At 69.4% G+C, this 14,928-nt stretch carries 16 protein-coding genes; 9 read left to right on the plus strand and 7 right to left on the minus strand.

Translation table 11 applies throughout. From position 1 onward, the window contains the following. Window positions 1–5: 5 nt before the first annotated feature. Both ACIQU3_RS11600 and ACIQU3_RS11605 read left to right on the plus strand, forming a co-directional pair. Entirely contained in the window at window positions 6–1,391 is a 1,386-nt protein-coding gene (locus tag ACIQU3_RS11600) for an MFS transporter (protein ID WP_403924557.1), read from the plus strand. Between the two features lie 305 nt (window positions 1,392–1,696). Then, complete coding sequence (locus tag ACIQU3_RS11605; protein WP_403734843.1) at window positions 1,697–2,398, plus strand: hypothetical protein; 702 nt, start codon at window positions 1,697–1,699, stop codon at window positions 2,396–2,398. Window positions 2,399–2,474: 76 nt separating this feature from the next. On the opposite strand, the gene ACIQU3_RS11610 is transcribed toward ACIQU3_RS11605, so the two are convergent. Continuing rightward, on the minus strand, window positions 2,475–2,948 hold the full coding sequence (locus ACIQU3_RS11610; RefSeq protein ID WP_403734840.1) for an ArsI/CadI family heavy metal resistance metalloenzyme: 474 nt from the start codon (window positions 2,946–2,948) through the stop codon (window positions 2,475–2,477). Window positions 2,949–3,027: 79 nt separating this feature from the next. Here ACIQU3_RS11610 and ACIQU3_RS11615 point away from each other — a divergent pair, with 79 nt between their 5' ends. The 3 genes from ACIQU3_RS11615 to ACIQU3_RS11625 are packed head-to-tail and all read left to right on the plus strand — an operon-like array spanning window position 3,028 to window position 4,956. Then, on the plus strand, window positions 3,028–3,447 hold the full coding sequence (locus tag ACIQU3_RS11615) for an ArsR/SmtB family transcription factor (protein ID WP_403734837.1): 420 nt from the start codon (window positions 3,028–3,030) through the stop codon (window positions 3,445–3,447). A 23-nt stretch (window positions 3,448–3,470) separates the two neighbouring features. After that, complete coding sequence (arsB, locus tag ACIQU3_RS11620; RefSeq protein ID WP_403734834.1) at window positions 3,471–4,544, plus strand: ACR3 family arsenite efflux transporter; 1,074 nt, start codon at window positions 3,471–3,473, stop codon at window positions 4,542–4,544. Next, window positions 4,537–4,956, plus strand: a complete 420-nt coding sequence (locus ACIQU3_RS11625) for an arsenate reductase ArsC (protein ID WP_403734831.1) — start codon at window positions 4,537–4,539, stop codon at window positions 4,954–4,956. Before arsB ends, ACIQU3_RS11625 begins: the two co-directional genes overlap by 8 nt. A 14-nt stretch (window positions 4,957–4,970) precedes the next feature. On the opposite strand, the gene ACIQU3_RS11630 is transcribed toward ACIQU3_RS11625, so the two are convergent. Further along, on the minus strand, window positions 4,971–5,615 hold the full coding sequence (locus ACIQU3_RS11630; protein WP_403734828.1) for a TetR/AcrR family transcriptional regulator: 645 nt from the start codon (window positions 5,613–5,615) through the stop codon (window positions 4,971–4,973). Window positions 5,616–5,687: 72 nt separating this feature from the next. Here ACIQU3_RS11630 and ACIQU3_RS11635 point away from each other — a divergent pair, with 72 nt between their 5' ends. After that, window positions 5,688–6,302 carry a peroxiredoxin-like family protein gene (locus ACIQU3_RS11635; protein WP_403734825.1) on the plus strand — a complete coding sequence of 205 codons (615 nt, stop codon included), beginning with the start codon at window positions 5,688–5,690 and terminating at the stop codon, window positions 6,300–6,302. A 51-nt stretch (window positions 6,303–6,353) separates the two neighbouring features. Further along, window positions 6,354–6,506, plus strand: coding sequence for a hypothetical protein (locus tag ACIQU3_RS11640; RefSeq protein WP_403734822.1), 153 nt, complete (start codon window positions 6,354–6,356; stop codon window positions 6,504–6,506). Window positions 6,507–6,753: 247 nt separating this feature from the next. Here ACIQU3_RS11640 and ACIQU3_RS11645 read toward each other — a convergent pair whose 3' ends face one another. Further along, window positions 6,754–7,269, minus strand: coding sequence for a lamin tail domain-containing protein (locus tag ACIQU3_RS11645; RefSeq protein WP_403734819.1), 516 nt, complete (start codon window positions 7,267–7,269; stop codon window positions 6,754–6,756). A gap of 1,044 nt (window positions 7,270–8,313) precedes the next feature. Here ACIQU3_RS11645 and ACIQU3_RS11650 point away from each other — a divergent pair. Next, the gene (locus tag ACIQU3_RS11650) at window positions 8,314–9,357 is read left to right on the plus strand and encodes a hypothetical protein (protein WP_403924560.1); all 1,044 of its coding nucleotides are present in this window, start codon (window positions 8,314–8,316) and stop codon (window positions 9,355–9,357) included. Between the two features lie 148 nt (window positions 9,358–9,505). On the opposite strand, the gene ACIQU3_RS11655 is transcribed toward ACIQU3_RS11650, so the two are convergent. Both ACIQU3_RS11655 and ACIQU3_RS11660 read right to left on the minus strand, forming a co-directional pair. Continuing rightward, entirely contained in the window at window positions 9,506–10,720 is a 1,215-nt protein-coding gene (locus tag ACIQU3_RS11655; protein ID WP_403924562.1) for a lactonase family protein, read from the minus strand. 327 nt (window positions 10,721–11,047) lie between these two features. Then, on the minus strand, window positions 11,048–11,689 hold the full coding sequence (locus ACIQU3_RS11660) for a hypothetical protein (RefSeq protein ID WP_403924565.1): 642 nt from the start codon (window positions 11,687–11,689) through the stop codon (window positions 11,048–11,050). A gap of 992 nt (window positions 11,690–12,681) precedes the next feature. On the opposite strand from ACIQU3_RS11660, the gene ACIQU3_RS11665 reads away from it, so the two are divergent. Then, window positions 12,682–13,365, plus strand: a complete 684-nt coding sequence (locus tag ACIQU3_RS11665) for a hypothetical protein (protein WP_403734802.1) — start codon at window positions 12,682–12,684, stop codon at window positions 13,363–13,365. A gap of 348 nt (window positions 13,366–13,713) precedes the next feature. Here ACIQU3_RS11665 and ACIQU3_RS11670 read toward each other — a convergent pair whose 3' ends face one another. Continuing rightward, entirely contained in the window at window positions 13,714–14,214 is a 501-nt protein-coding gene (locus ACIQU3_RS11670; protein WP_403734798.1) for a transposase, read from the minus strand. Then, window positions 14,168–14,623: a hypothetical protein gene (locus tag ACIQU3_RS11675; protein ID WP_403734794.1), complete on the minus strand. Its 456-nt coding sequence runs from the start codon at window positions 14,621–14,623 to the stop codon at window positions 14,168–14,170. Before ACIQU3_RS11675 ends, ACIQU3_RS11670 begins: the two co-directional genes overlap by 47 nt. Window positions 14,624–14,928: the final 305 nt, after the last annotated feature.

Below are 14,928 nucleotides of genomic sequence, written 5' to 3' on the forward strand. Positions count from 1 at the left end.
GACCGGTGACGGCCGACCAGACGACCAGATCTGATGGCTCATCAGAGACCAGCCGGACGGCGGAGGGGTCGACACAGGACGCGGCGAGCGGGTCGACACAGGACCCGGCGAGCGGATCGACACAGGACCCGGCGGCGGGGTGGGCGCAGGGTCCGGCTGACGGGCCGGCGCGGGGCCCGGCGAAGGGGGCATCCCTCTTCTGGCGATTCTGGACCGCCACGACGATCAGCGGTGTCGGCGACGCGGTGACCACAGTCGCGCTGCCCCTCCTTGCCGTCAGCGTTCTACACGCGTCGAGTTTCGAGGTCAGCCTCCTTCCGGCGGCCCAGTACGCCGCCTGGATCGCGATCGGCCTGCCCGCGGGCGTCATCGTGCAGCGCCTGCCGCTGCGCGGCACCCAGGTGGCCATGGACGTCATCAGGGCCGTCGCGGTCCTGTCCGTGCCCGTCGCGGCCCTCCTGGGAGTCCTGCACCTGGCGCAACTCGTCGTCGTGGCCCTGGTCGTGGGCCTGGCGACCGTGGTGTTCGACGTCGGCAACTCCACCTTCCTGCCGTCGATCGTCAGCAAGGAGGAACTGACCGCGCGCAACAGCCTCACCTCCGGCTCCGCCGCGGCCACCCAGATGGGCGGCCCGGCGGTGGGCGGTGTGCTGGTCCAGCTGTGCGGCGCGGCCGTCAGCCTCGTCTTCGACGCCGTCAGCTACCTCGTCTCCGCGGTGCTGCTGCGCAGCCTGCCGAGACCCGCGGCCCCGAAGCCGCCGCAGACCGAGCGCGAGTCGACCCTGGCGCTCATCAAGGAAGGCTGGCACTTCGTCGTCCGCCACAAGGTCATCCGGCTCTGCGCGGCCGCGGCGACCCTGGTGAACTTCACCCTCGGCGCGCTCATGGCGCTCATCCCCGTCTTCCTCGTCAGGACGCTCGACGCCCCCGCGAGCCTCGTCGGCATCCTGATCGCCACCGAGGGACTGGGCAGCTTCATCGGCGCCGCCGTCACCACCACCCTGGCCAACCGCTTCGGCAGCGCCCGCACGATCCTGTACTCGACCCTGGCCGGCGCGTGCGCCGCCCTCCTGCTGCCGCTGGCCGGCAGCGGCTGGAGCCTGCTCCTGTTCGCCCTCGGCAACGTGGGCGTCGGCGCGGCGGCGGTGGTGCTCAGCGTCCTCGCCCGCACCCACCGCCAGACGGTCACCCCGCCGGATCTCCTGCCCCGTGTCATGGCCACCGTCCGCTTCGTCTCCTGGGGCGCGGTCCCCGTCGGCGCCCTCACCGCGGGCATCGCCGGCACCCTCCTCGGCAGCCGCGGCGCCCTCTGGCTGATCGTCGCCGTCGGCTTCCTGACCCCGCTGGCCATGTGGACGAGCTCCATCCGCGGCCGGAGGGACCTGGACTGAGACACCTGCCGCCCGTGGGCCCCGTCCGGCAGCCGGACGGGGCCCACGGGTCTGCACCGGGTCGGCCGCGGGTCTGCACCGCAGCCATGGATCTGCGCCGGCAGGTACGGGTCTGCGCCGGCAACCGGTAGGTGGGCCGCTGTCGGCTGACGCGACGCGTCGGCGTCCGGCAGTCGTGGCGGAAGCCGTGAAAATTCCCGGCGCGGGCGGAATCGTCGCTCCCGGTAAGCACTTTCGGCGCCCGTCGAGGCCGCTCTCCCGATAAGCGCTTTCGGTGCGTTCCGAGGCCGGTGATGATGCACGGCATGACCACGCCCACCACACCCACCCGGATCAGCAGGCTCGCTCTGCGGCACGTGATTCCGCACCCGCTCGCCGTCGACCAGTGGGCAGAGGTGCGTCCGCTGATCGACGGCCGGGACGTACTGGCAGAAATCCATCCGGGCGGGGTGTCGAGCTGCTCGCGCAGGGAGTGGCTCGGGCCCGCCGAGGGGTGGCCGTTGGCGGCTTCGGCGGAACCCCGCCGTGTCGAGCTGTCCAACAACGACTGTCACACGGGCTGTTGCGGAGGCGTCTTCGTCACCGTCCACCGCCGGGATGACAGGGTGGTGTGGTCGTCCTGGCAGAACACGAACGACATCCGGGTGCCCGTCCCCGCGGACGTCCACTTCGACGCGGCTCAGTACGACGCGGAACTGACGCGCGCCGCCGCGGACACCGCATGGGAGGAGCCCGTGGACACGGTCGCCCGGCTCGTCACCCAACGGCTCGTGCACAGCGGCTGGTTCGAGCGCTGGGATTGCGTGGTGGACCAGGTGGAACCGAGGCGTGAGACGCCCGAAGGGGTGGAGGTGTACTTCACCGCCCGCCGGAAGACGCCACCCCACGGCCCCGGCTTCACCTTCGACCTGCCCGTCACCCGAGACACCCCCGCCGAGGAACAGGCACGGCGCTTCCTCGACCGGATCACCTCCGACGACCCCCGCAGGACCGCCGAACCGCTGTGAGCAAGCCGCGTGCCGCACACGCGGCTGGCCCGCTACGGACTCGCCCTGTGAGAACCACGGCACGGGGCCCTTCGCCTCACTGCCCGCATGCGCACCCGGCGGCCACCGGAGCGTCCACGGTTGCCCGACCGGTGCAGCAGGCGTCCCCGCCGGTGCCGGGATCGGCGCTCTTGCCGAGCTTGTCGGCGTCGGCCTTCACGACATAGACCTCCCAGGGCTCCCGGCCGGGACCGTGGACCCACACCTTGTCCTGGAGGGCGTAGCAGCAGGAGGTGTCGTTCTCCTCGAAGGTGGCCAGGCCGGCGTCCTTGAGGCGGGCGGTGGCCGCGCCGACCTGCTCGGTGGACTCGACCTCGACGCCGAGGTGGTCCAGGCGTGTCTCCTCGCCGGGCTGTCCCTCGATCAGGACGAGCTTGAGCGGGGGCTCCGTGATGGCGAAGTTGGCGTAGCCGGCACGCCGCTTGGCCGGTTCGGTGCCGAACAGCTTCGAGTAGAAGGTGATCGACGCTTCGAGGTCGCTGACGCGAAGGGCGAGCTGAGCGCGAGACATGGCACGACTCCCAACGGGTTGCATTGATGTCTGTCGATACAACATTGCGCTCTGGATCGAAGGATGTCAACATAGAGGAATGTCGAATCAAGAATGGGTCGTGCTGGGTCAGGGCGACGGAGTGGGCGATGCGGCCGCCGGCTGCTGCCCGGCGCTGCTCACGACCCCCTTGGACGAGGGCCAGGCGGTCGAGCTGGCCAAGGTGTTCAAGGCGCTCGGTGATCCGGTGCGGCTGCGTCTGCTGTCGATGATCGCCTCACGCGCGGGCGGCGAGGTCTGCGTGTGCGACCTGACCCCGGCCTTCGACCTGTCGCAGCCGACGATCTCCCATCACCTGAAGCTGCTCCGGCAGGCCGGTCTGATCGACTGCGAGCGGCGCGGCACGTGGGTCTACTACTGGCTGGTCCCGGAGATGACCGACCGGCTCGCCGCGATCCTGACCCGTCCGTCAGGAGATCCGCTGCCCGACCGCACGGCACCTGCCGGGGCCGCCTCGTGACCCCTGCCGCCGCCGGGGGGAGCGTGGCGGGACGCCTGTCCTTCGTGGACCGCTACCTGGCCGTCTGGATCCTCGCGGCCATGGCCGTGGGGCTCGGCCTGGGCCGCCTGGTCCCGGGCCTGGGCGACGCGCTGGCCGCGGTGACGGTCACAGGTGTGTCCCTGCCGATCGCCGTGGGGCTGCTCGTGATGATGTACCCGGTACTGGCCAAGGTCCGCTACGACCGCCTCGGCACCGTCACCCGGGACCGCCGGCTGCTGCTGCCGTCCCTGTTGCTGAACTGGGTCGCCGGACCGGCGCTGATGTTCGCGCTGGCCTGGCTGTTCCTTCCGGACCTGCCCGCCTACCGCACCGGCCTGATCATCGTCGGCCTGGCCCGCTGCATCGCCATGGTCATCATCTGGAACGACCTGGCCGGCGGACATCGCGAGGCCGCTGCCGTCCTGGTCGCCCTGAACTCCCTCTTCCAGGTGATCGCCTTCTCGGCGCTGGGCTGGTTCTACCTCTCGGTCCTGCCCGGCTGGCTGGGCCTGGCACAGACCGGCCTGGGCGCGCCGGTCTGGGAGATCGCCCGCAGCGTGCTCGTCTTCCTCGGGATCCCCCTCGCGGCCGGTTACCTCACCCGCCGCATCGGCGAGAGGACCAAGGGCCGCACCTGGTACGAAGCCGAACTCATCCCGCGCATCGGCCCCTTCGCGCTGTACGGGCTGCTCTTCACGATCGTCGTCCTCTTCGCCCTGCAAGGCGGCGCGATCACCTCACAGCCGCTGGACGTCGCCCGCATCGCTCTGCCGCTGCTGGTCTACTTCGCCGTCATGTGGGCCGGGTCCATGGCCCTGGGCCGTGCCGTCGGCCTGGACCACGCACGCGCCACGACACTGGCCTTCACCGCTGCGGGCAACAACTTCGAGCTGGCCATCGCCGTCGCCGTCGCCACCTTCGGAGCCACCTCCGGCCAGGCACTCGCCGGCGTCGTGGGCCCCCTCATCGAGGTGCCCGCGCTGATCGGTCTGGTGTACGTCGCCCTGTACGCACGCCGCCACTTCCCCGCCCCAGCCGCTGTCCCCGCACCCCAGGAAGACGCAGCCCATGCCTGACACCGCCACCCCGTCCGTCCTGTTCGTCTGCGTCCACAACGCCGGACGCTCGCAGATGGCCGCCGCTTTCCTCACCCACCTCGCCGGCGACCGCGTCCAGGTCCGCTCCGCAGGCTCCGCCCCCGCCGACACCGTCAACCCTGCCGTCGTCGAGGCCATGGCGGAGGTGGGCATCGACATCACCGCCGAGGTGCCCAAGGTGCTCACGGTGGAAGCGGTCCGGGCGTCCGACGTCGTCATCACGATGGGCTGCGGGGACACCTGCCCCGTCTTCCCCGGGAAGCGCTACCTCGACTGGGAACTCACCGACCCGGCCGGCCGGGGCGTCGCAGCGGTCCGCCCGATCCGCGACGAGATCGAGCAGCGCATCCGCGACCTGCTCGACGAGATCATCCCGGCGAGCCGGGCCTGAATGCCCGGTCCCGTTCACCTCGCGGCGCTGCACCTGCCGCCGTCGGGGCTGTCGAGGCCGTCGAGCAGCATGGCGAGCCCGCCCAGGAACTCCTGGTCGGCGTCGATGTCGCGTGCGTGCCGGGCGGTCTCGGTCAGGTGCGGGAAATCCGCGGCCGGCAGCTCGGTGATGGCGACCGTGCCCGAACCGGACAGGGCGCCGAGGTGCTCCAGCTGAATGGCTCCGATGACGTAACTGAGCAGGCCGCGCAGGGCGACGACCCGCCGCTCGCCCTCGACGCCCGCCTCGGCGAGGACGCCGAGCATGCTCTCCGACCAGCGCAGCACGCCATGGGAGTGGTGCCGGTGGGAGATGGTGAGGGGCACCATCGCCGGATGGGCGCCCACGGCGTCGCGCAGGCGCCGAGCCATGACCTCGACCCGTTCGCGCCATGAGGTGTCCGGGCCGGGCGGCTCAACGTCCACGGCGCACAGCACGAGTTCGACGACGAGCCTCTCGAGCTCCTCACGATCGGCCACGTACCGGTAGAGCCCCATGGTGCTCATGCCGAGCTCCTTGGCGACCGCGCGCATCGACAGTCCGGCGAGCCCGTCGCGGTCGATGACGGTGAGGGCGGCCGAGGCCAGCTGGTTCTGGGTGAGTGAGCGTGGGCGCGGCATGACGGTTGACAGCGTACGGCATACGCCTACGCTAGTAGGCGTATGCCGTACGCCTACGAGGGGGGAACGCCCATGCGCACGACCCACAGGCACGTCGAGCCCGGCTCCACAGTCAGCGACCGAACGCTCACGGCTGTCTCGGGGAACCAGGTCGCCGTCCCCGACCCGGACCACCTGATGCACCTCCAGTTCCGGCGGTTCGCCGGCTGCCCCGTCTGCAACCTGCATCTGCGCTCGGTGGTCCGGCGCCACCGCGAGATAGAGGCCGCCGGTGTGTGCGAGGTGGTGGTCTTCCACTCCCCGGCCGAGGAACTGCTGCCCCACACCACGGACCTCCCGTTCGCCGTCATCGCCGACCCCGACAAGCGCCTGTACGCGGAGTTCGGCGTGGAACGGTCCCCGCGCGCTCTGCTCGACCCGCGCGCATGGTTGCCGATCGTCCGGGCGATCCTGAGCGGCGTGAGGGAGATCGCCCGCGGCCGGGGCCACCTGCCCTCGACCAGCCCGGCCGGCGGCCGGCTCGGCCTGCCCGCGGACTTCCTCATCACACCGGACGGCCGCGTGGTCGCGGCGAAGTACGGCGAGCACGTCAACGACCAGTGGTCCGTCGACGAACTGCTGGGACGGGCGTCCCGGGTGCCGCGTGATCCCAAGGTGATGACGGACCGGGCCTCGTACACGGAGTAGCTCGTGCGCGGAGTGGCTCGTGCTCGGAGTAGCTCCTGCTCGGAGTGGCTCGTGCTCGGAGTAGGCGGCGGCTCGGCACTGCTCCTCACCCGCCTCTCTCCGTGGCAGGGCTGCGACGAGTGGCTGCTGCTGCTCTCCGCCACCCGCGGCGAGGCCCACGACTTCACGGCCCTCCGCCCGGCGGCACCCGTACCGGCCGGCTAGATGCATGCCGAGCATGCAGCGATGCGCTCCCCGCTCCGGCCTCACGTCAGCATGGGTCCGGTGGACTCCGGCAGGTGCTCGACGACAGTGGCCGCGCCGGGGACCCGTGCCCGTGTTGTGGCGGGCGGCTGCCTTCTGACGGGCATGGCGACGCCCCCGACCCATGGAAGTCGCCTTGGGGTCGGGGGCGTCGGTGTCGATGCCGGGGCGGCGATGGAGCTTTCAGCTCATCGCAGCCGGCGGCGGGTCAGCGGTGGTTGTGCCCGTGCCCGTGCCCGTGCCCGTGGCCGCCGCCGTGGCGGTGGTGGCCCCAGGACTCCGCGTCGATGAGGCGTCCGTGGTCGTTGCGGAGGGTGGCGGTGTCGGAGCGGTTGTCCCACCGGTAGTCGCGGCTGTCCTGGTACAGGTCGCTGTCGGTGTCGCGGCCGAAGCCGGTGTGGATGCGCACGGTGGCGCGGCCTTCGAGGCGGTAGTGGTCGAAGGTGTAGGTCTCTCCGTCTTCGTTCTTGAGGGTCCAGCCGTCGAGGTTGACACTGCGGCGGGCGGTGTTTGTGATCTCCACCCACTCGCGGTTCAGAGAGCGGTTGGAGAAGTCGTCCCGGCCGGGGGAGTCGTACTGGACGTCCGAGATCTTCACCTTCGGCCGCTCGGGGCGGGCGTGGTCGGCGGCGGATGCCGGCAGGGTCATCACCGAGACGAGAGCACCGGCGGTGAGCGCGGCAGCGGTGAGACGGCGGGCGGTGACAGAAGCGAAAGCGGACATGAGGTCCCCTTACGGTGCGGACACCCTCCCCGGAACAGCCAGGATGGCGGTCCGGGGACGTTGGTGCGGTGTGCGGTCGCGGCCGACTGGCCGCACACACACTCTGTCCACCCGATGGAGAAGTTGAGGGGGAAACATGGGCGCTGTTACTTTTTGTCCAACTTTCTATGACTCTCGGATGTAACGCCCATCTATTGACCTCGGGCGTGAGGTTGACGCCCCTGCACGGCCCACACCCCTTGCAAGCGTTGAGGTGCGGGGTCTGTTCGCCAGGTTCCACCACCCCCCAAGTGGCAGGGGGTGTCACCCGAAAGTGAGTAACAGCGGATCCCCGTCGCGGTCGTCGGCGAGCCCCGACACGCAGAGGACCGGTCACCTGGTCCAGCTCCTCCGCTCGCCTCCCGAAGCCCTCGCCGGCGGTGCCTGGCCGCCTGGAACGAGGCCGGCGTGTGGGATGAACTGCACCCGGCACTGCCCGCGCATCCGCCGGGAGCGACACGACCACATGCACGAGGCCTCCCTCGACCCCGCCACCTGCCTGATCACCCACCGGCACGTCCTTCGACGTGCCCCACGTGGCGACCGGCGTGCCCGGCCCCGGATCCCGTTGCGACACCTGCCGACGACCGTGCTGAGCAGGCCTGGACGGTGACCGCGAGCAGACCTGTCTCGCCGTGAATCCGCCGCGCGACCGTCGGCGACTCTCACCCGTCCGGCCTTCGGGGGCTTCCCGGTACACCATCCGGCTACTTCTGGACGCCGCAGTGTTAATCATCGGCTTTTTATCCTATTTATTCACTTATGTGAGCTCGCTGGATTCCGGAGCTTGCACATGCTGCCGTCGGGCCACACCCCACGAGGAGAAGACAGATGACGTCGCCACGCAGGCGATCCGTCCTGGTCTCAACCGCCACAGCTGCTGCGCTTGTCGTAGTACCGCTGGCCGCCGCCGGGACCGCGCTCGCCATGGACGATCCCCACCCGTCGCATCCAGGCAACCCATACCCGTCAACACCATCCGACCCGCTGAAGTCGCACCCCGCGGTGGATGGGCACAGCAACCTGGACAACGCAGTCGCGGAGCAGATCGAGTCGGCCCGCGCAGCCGCGGGGCAGGTCGATGTGGGCCGCGCAGTCGAGGAGCAGATCGAGTCGGCCCGCACAGCCGCGGAGCAGCTCGTTGCGGGCCGCACAGCCGAAGAGCAGAACGAGTCGGGCCAGGAGGAAGAGGGCTACGGCGACCCGGGCCAGGAGGAGGACGGTTACGGCGACCCGGGCCAGGAGGAAGAGGGGTACGGCGACCCGGGCCAGGAGGAGGACGGGTACGGCGACCAGGGCCAGGAGGAAGAGGGGTACGGCGAGTCGGGCCAGGAGGAGGACGGTTACGGCGAGTCGGGCCAGGAGGAGGACGGTTACGGCGAGTCGGGCCAGGAGGAAGAGGGGTACGGCGAGTCGGGCCACGAGGAAGGCGGCTACGGGGACTCGGGTCACAAGGAGGACGGGTACGGCGAGTCGGGCAAGGAGGAAGAGGGCTACGGCGACCCGGGTCACGAGGAAGGCGGCTACGGCGACTCGGGCCACGAGGAAGGCGGCTACGGCGACTCGGGCCACGAGGAGGACGGGTACGGCGACTCGGGCCACGAAGAAGAGGGTTACGGGGACTCGGGCCACGAGGAGGACGGCTACGGGGACTCGGGCCACGAGGAAGGCGGGTACGGCGACTCGGGCGAGGACGAGGACGGGTACGGCGACTCGGGCGAGGACGAGGACGGGTACGGCGACTCGGGCGAGGACGAGGACGGGTACGGCGACTCGGGCGACGAGGAAGGCGGCTACGGCGACTCGGGCCACGAGGAAGACGGCTACGGCGACTCGGGCCACGAGGAAGGCGGCTACGGCGACTCGGGCCACGAAGAAGGCGGCTACGGCGACTCGGGCCACGGCCGGGACAAGGACCACTCGCGCAAGCCGCACCTGGCGGACACCGGTGACGACGTCAAGGAGTACGTCCTGGCCGGTGCGGCGGCAGCCCTGGTCGCGGCCGGTGTAGGGACGGTGCTGGTCGCGCGCCGCCGCCGTAGCTCGTGACACTGACCAAACCGCGTACGACCTTCCGTGGGCGCCCTGGGGACAACCAGGGCGCCCGCGCTCGGTGTGCTTCTCCGCCCAGCCGCAGCCCGGGTGGGGGCACGGGATGCACAGCTGTGGGGTGCCGGCCGAGGGCGCGAGGGTGGTGTCACACCGCGGCGATGCCTTCCATGCCCGACTCGTCGAAGGCAGGCAGTCCCTCAGCCGTGGTGACCTTCGTGAGGGATCCGTTCTTCTCGACGCGGAAGCCGTCCACAGTGCCGGAAACGGCGTTCTGGACGTAGATGAACTTCTCGTCCTCCGTCACCGCGAGGTCGATCACACCCTGCGAGTTGGCGGAGGGCGGGGTGGCGATGCCGACGTCGTTGGTCAGGGCGAGCCTGCCGTGCTTGCCCATGCGGTAACCGCTGACGGTGGAGTTGCCGGTGTTGCCACCGTAGAAGAAGGTGCCCGCGCGCTCCAGCCAGCACAGGACCTCCTGCCCGTTGGCGAGCGGTTTCTGAAGGACTTCCAGCTTGCCGTCGCGCTTCACCTCGTAGGTGGTGACGGTGGACTTCTCGGCCTCGGCCACCAGCATTCGCTTCCCGGTCCTGTCGAAGCTGATCGCGAACGGGACACCGCCGGCCGACTGGTTGACGACCGGTTCGGCGACGGCGGGGAGACCGCTCCGCTGCATCGGGAAGACCTCGACGGTGTTGTTGCCCTTGGTGGTGACCACCAGGTTGCGGCCGTCCGGGGTGAACTCGATCTCGCCCGGCGAGGTGTCGAAACGCGGTACGTCCTCGTTGTCCAGGCCCAGCGAACGGTGTGAGCCGTGCAGCGGCTTGAGTCCTTTGCCGGTGATCCTGAAGCCTTGGACGGTGCCCTCACCGCCCGCGTTCATGACGTACGCGACCTTGCCGTGCACGGCGATGCTGGAGGGGAACTCCCCGCCCGAGTCCACGACTTGGCGGTCCTTCAGCTGCCGCCCCTCGACGCGGAAGGATGTCACCGTGCCGCTTCCCGCGTTGACCGCCAGCAGCATCCCCGAGGCGTCGTCGTAAACCAGCGAACCCTGGGAGGCGAGCGAGTCGGTGGGGGCGTCAACCTGGGCACCGCCCTTGCCACCGGCGTCGTAGGTCCCCGCTGGTGCGAGCGTGCCGTCGTCACCCCGTGCGAACACATGGATGGTGTTGCCGTCCAGCTCGTTGCCCTGGACGAAGACGGCGTGGTCAGCACCGGCGCTCCCGGAGTACTGACTGGCCGAGGCCAGGGACACGGCCACCGTGGCCGCCCCGGCGACCGCGAGGGCCCCACCGCCCAGCACGACCCGTCGTGTCCTGGACTTCCCACGGTGACCCCGGCGGCCGCTGTGCATGCTCATCTCTCGTCTCCTTCAGTGCTGTGCGCCATGGGAACCCGGATCGGTATCCCTTCCTGTGGACGGGACAAGGGTGACCAGCGGGCGTGGTGGGACGGGAGGGAACGAGCTCCGCGTCAGACTCTCGTAAGGCCCGGCGGGCTCGTCCTTCGCGGTGAGCGTGCCCCCGCCTGCGAAGGCCGTGTGCGCTGCCGGCAGGCCGCCGTCAAGCTGGTGACGACCTCGGACCGGTCCGATGACGCGGCTGCTCCTGAGGGTCAGCGACCGATGCCGTGCCGGCCCTGCCCGTATGGGCCTGCGACTGCACACCGCACGGCAACGGGTGTGCCCTCAGCCCTCAGCCCGCTGTCCGCGCTCGGCGCCGGCGGCGGGGCCCGGCCCAGTGGCCCGGGCGAGCAGAGCGAACCCCAGGGCGAAGGCGCACATCGTCCAGACCCCGCGGGGCCAGAAGATGTGGCTGTCGACGAAGGACCAGCCGGCCAGGAGCAGCACGGCTGTGCCCGGCAGGACGCGGGCGCCGTGCCGTGGCCACAGCGCCGCCGCGGCGGCCACGACCGTACAGATCAGGGCGTAGGCGCCGACATGTCCGAGGGACTCACCCACCTCGTAGAGCGGGCGTTTCAACGGCCCGGTGCCGACGCCCGCGGCGGCGTGCTCGACCGCGGTTCCGGCCGCGATGCCGGCGACGGCGTCGAGCCCGGTGTAGAAGGCCGTGTAGACGAAGGCACCGATCCAGGCCGCGACCGTGGCGACGCCTTCGATGCCGGGCCCGGGCCGTTGCCACAGCGGGACCAGGAGACCGATGGTGAGCAGCGGAAAGAGAGGCAGCAGCAGGATGTGCAGATCCACCCAGTCCGCCGCCGTCGACGTCGACAACCCGTGGGGATGCACGAGGCCCGCTGCGGCCAGCGCCAGGGGCGCGGCGGTCGCCAGGGCAATGCGTATGGAGGTCGTCATGAGAGAGGCCGTCACGCGGCGATCGTAGGTGCGGAACCCCACACCGTGAGGGCGTGTCAGGGTTTCGTAAGACACCGAAGCCTCGAGGCCCGCTGGGTGCCGGCTCCACCTGCGCACGGGGAAGGCGCCGACTTACGCGGAGGGAGGTTCGGGTTGCTGATCCGGCGGGTACGGCCTCCGCGCCATGGTGACCAGGCCCACGCCCACCATAGGGAGACCGTATCCGTATGCGGGTGCCACCCATAGGGACATCAGGGCTCCAGCACACGCCATGACTGCACCCGCTCCCCACCACCTCGGCCGGGGCAGTCTGCTCAGCCCGAGTACCGCTACAGGGACCCGCCCGCTGACCCATGCTGAAAGGCCCGAGATCAGTAGTACGGACACCAAACCGGTAACAATGATCTTGACGGCGAACATGGATCTCCCCCTGAGTCGTGGGGCGGCACACCGACTGCGGCTGCTTCCACCGTGAGTCCCCGCTGGTCCCCGCTAGATCTGGCGCGCTTGTGATGCGTGCGGATCGTCGCGCGAGCCGGCAGACGCCATGGGATCAGTGAGGCACCTGCCGACCGGGCTCTGCGCAATTCCGCCCGTACCCGCTCGACCATCCGCTAGGCTGCCCGCATTCGGCTCGCGGAGAGTCGAAGGGCGGCATCGTATCCACAGGCCCGGCACCTGCGGACGCTGCAGATGGGTGTGGTGCACCCAACTCCGCACGATTTTCGGTGGGTTCACGAGGTATGTGACCGAGAGCGCCAGCCGGGTGGCATCGAGGTACCAGCATGCCTGAAAGTGTGAAGAAGGCTCTTGCCCGAACCCGAGTGGGATTTACTGGTGAGTCCGAAGAGGGAGCGTTCGCAGGGGTTCCACGGGATGGGTCACTCGGTCTTGACACCTGCTTGAGCGAACAACGCACCCTTCGTGCTCTGTTGGCACTCGGCCTTTTCAACCGATTGGGACTCGGGGAAGCTCGTCCGCCTGCTCGGTGGGGGCTGCACACGCTCGTGGCTTACGACGTCACGATGTCGCCGCGCTACAACCGGCTCGTCCTCATTACGGACGTTCCGCACAACGTGGCACCGTACCTCCTACCCAGCCGCGACGGAGGCAGCTCTCTACCGGGGCTCCGACTCGAAGAGTTCCGCGGCCGGCGCACCTACCTCGCACGTCATCTGCCCACGGGCGCCCAACTGGTGGTCACAGGAAACCCGTCCGGCAGCTGGGGCACTTCCCAGCGCCCTCCCCCGCGTTGGGACTTCTACTCAGTTGAGAAGCCGCTGACCACATCGGAGCAGACACAGCTGGACGAAGTATCCGGCATGGGCGCAGACGCTGAGTGCCTGCTGGCCGGTCTCGCGACCAGAATCGCGGCTCTGGACCCTCACGGCGAGTGGGCGATCGGCAACTGGTTCTCTGATCCGCTACGACGTTCTGGTTGGCTCAACGACGGGAGTGAAGAACGATATGGGAAGCAACTGTGGGGCTCGGCGGGCCGATGGACGTTTCGATGGAATGGCTTTCCCTACGTCGAAGATGTCGCGACATCACTGACAGCTCCCCAGATCGGTATCCCCGGCGCCACGATGCACGATGCTGCCGACTGCGTGGAGGTGCGGTTGGGGGCCGCGACGCTCAGCCTCCATGGACGTCGAGCACCGCTTCAGCGGATGCCGGGACTGTCCTCATGAGCTGGGACAACGTGACGCTCGTCATCCTCGCTGCTTTTGGCTGCGTCATGCTGGTACTGACGCAGATCGCCGAGGTGCTGTCCAAGCTTCCTGAGATCATTCGCGCTTGGCGAGAGGTACGGCGCGCTCTTCAACCAGGGCCAGGCGATCTCCCTGAAGGCCAGGGTTCGCCGGACGGTAGCGATCCCGCTCCTGTCTCCGGCGGGGGACGCGCCCCGAGGGCCGTCCCTGTGCCTGACAGACCGAGCCGAGGGCGGCGGCCAAGAGCCCAGTGCCAGGCGGAACGCAGGGGGTCCGCTAACTCTGCCGTGCGCTGAGAGGGCACTAGACGAGTAGTTCCGATGTGGCTCAGTGGTCGTAGGCGATCAGTGACCTGGTGATGGGTGCGCCGATCGTGCAATTGTGCCAGATCGCGCAGGTCATGGCCAGGATCCGCTGGGCCACCCGGACTTCGACGCCTTCGATGGTGCGGCCGCCGTGCTGTTCGAGGTCGAGCTGGCCCTTGAGGGTGTCGTTGACCGACTCGATCAGCTGCCGCACCGTCTTGAGCAGGGCTTCTGCGGGCTGTGGGGTGCCGCGGTTGCGGTAGGAGGGCCGTAGCAGGCTGATGCCGTGTGTGGCGAGGAAGCGGTCGAGTTCGGCGGCGATGTAGCCCTTGTCCGCCAGGATCAGCAGCCCCGGCCGGGCAGCTGCCAGGTGCGGTTCGTCGTCGATCAGGGCGGCCAGCACCTGCCGTTCGTCGATCTTCGGGTGGGACCCGACAAGGGCGTGTGGGGCTTGGAAAGCTGCTGGGCTGCTTGCTTCAGAGGTGGACCAGGATCCAGAGGCTGAGGAGCAAGCCGCTGGCACCTATGGCTGCATGGAGTACCACCCAGAGAACCCAGATCTTGAGCTTGAGCATCCGAGGGAACTTGGTTCGATGCTCTGCGTGGTTGTCCGCGATGAGATCGTGCAGCCGCAGTTCTGGATGTCGTGCCCCCAGCTCACGACGCAGCCTGTTGGCGAGGCCGGAGTGGACTGCCCAGCGTTCGCCGTATTTCGCGCTCGCCAGCGCGCCAAATGTGCCCAACGCGCAGAGGGGCAGGGTCAGGCCCAGCGAGGAGGCCCTGGGGCCTCCCTGTTGGGTAAGGAAGCCCAGGGTGGCGGCTGTCACGACGATCACGATGTTGGTCAGTGCTGCCCGCTGGTTCTCCATCTGCCGAGCTTCCTCGCGCTGGCCCTTCAAGAGTTCGAGCAGAACGTCAGACTCGTCCGCCATCGGTCACCCCTCCCCTGCAACTAGGAAAGCTCGGTGGACTCTCCTAGCCAAGAGGGCGCGTTCGCTGGCCGACGCTCCGGGATGGTGAGCTTGCTTCCCCGGGAGCGGCGATGAGTTGAAGCCCGATGTGCACGCGGGGAGTTCGACGCCCTGATGGTGTGCCAAGGGGAGGAGGAGCACTGGTCGGACTCTCCATGTGATGCGCGTACTGACGTGCGTGATGGAGACCGTCCACGGTTCCCGGCGCAGCAGGGCGCGCCTCGTGTCGATGCGGACGTCGTGGAGTCGTGTCCACGCCTCCTGTG

This window comes from Streptomyces sp. NPDC101110 (assembly GCF_044759525.1).
Classification (GTDB): domain Bacteria; phylum Actinomycetota; class Actinomycetes; order Streptomycetales; family Streptomycetaceae; genus Streptomyces.

Bases quoted from the DNA above. Each gene is read 5' to 3' on its own strand.
- ACIQU3_RS11605 (WP_403734843.1), top strand. From the start codon at position 1,697: ATGACCACGCCCACCACACCCACCCGGATCAGCAGGCTCGCTCTGCGG.
- ACIQU3_RS11610 (WP_403734840.1), bottom strand. From the start codon at position 2,948: ATGTCTCGCGCTCAGCTCGCCCTTCGCGTCAGCGACCTCGAAGCGTCG.
- ACIQU3_RS11615 (WP_403734837.1), top strand. From the start codon at position 3,028: ATGTCGAATCAAGAATGGGTCGTGCTGGGTCAGGGCGACGGAGTGGGC.
- ACIQU3_RS11625 (WP_403734831.1), top strand. From the start codon at position 4,537: ATGCCTGACACCGCCACCCCGTCCGTCCTGTTCGTCTGCGTCCACAAC.
- ACIQU3_RS11630 (WP_403734828.1), bottom strand. From the start codon at position 5,615: ATGCCGCGCCCACGCTCACTCACCCAGAACCAGCTGGCCTCGGCCGCC.
- ACIQU3_RS11635 (WP_403734825.1), top strand. From the start codon at position 5,688: ATGCGCACGACCCACAGGCACGTCGAGCCCGGCTCCACAGTCAGCGAC.
- ACIQU3_RS11645 (WP_403734819.1), bottom strand. From the start codon at position 7,269: ATGTCCGCTTTCGCTTCTGTCACCGCCCGCCGTCTCACCGCTGCCGCG.
- ACIQU3_RS11655 (WP_403924562.1), bottom strand. From the start codon at position 10,720: ATGAGCATGCACAGCGGCCGCCGGGGTCACCGTGGGAAGTCCAGGACA.
- ACIQU3_RS11675 (WP_403734794.1), bottom strand. From the start codon at position 14,623: ATGGCGGACGAGTCTGACGTTCTGCTCGAACTCTTGAAGGGCCAGCGC.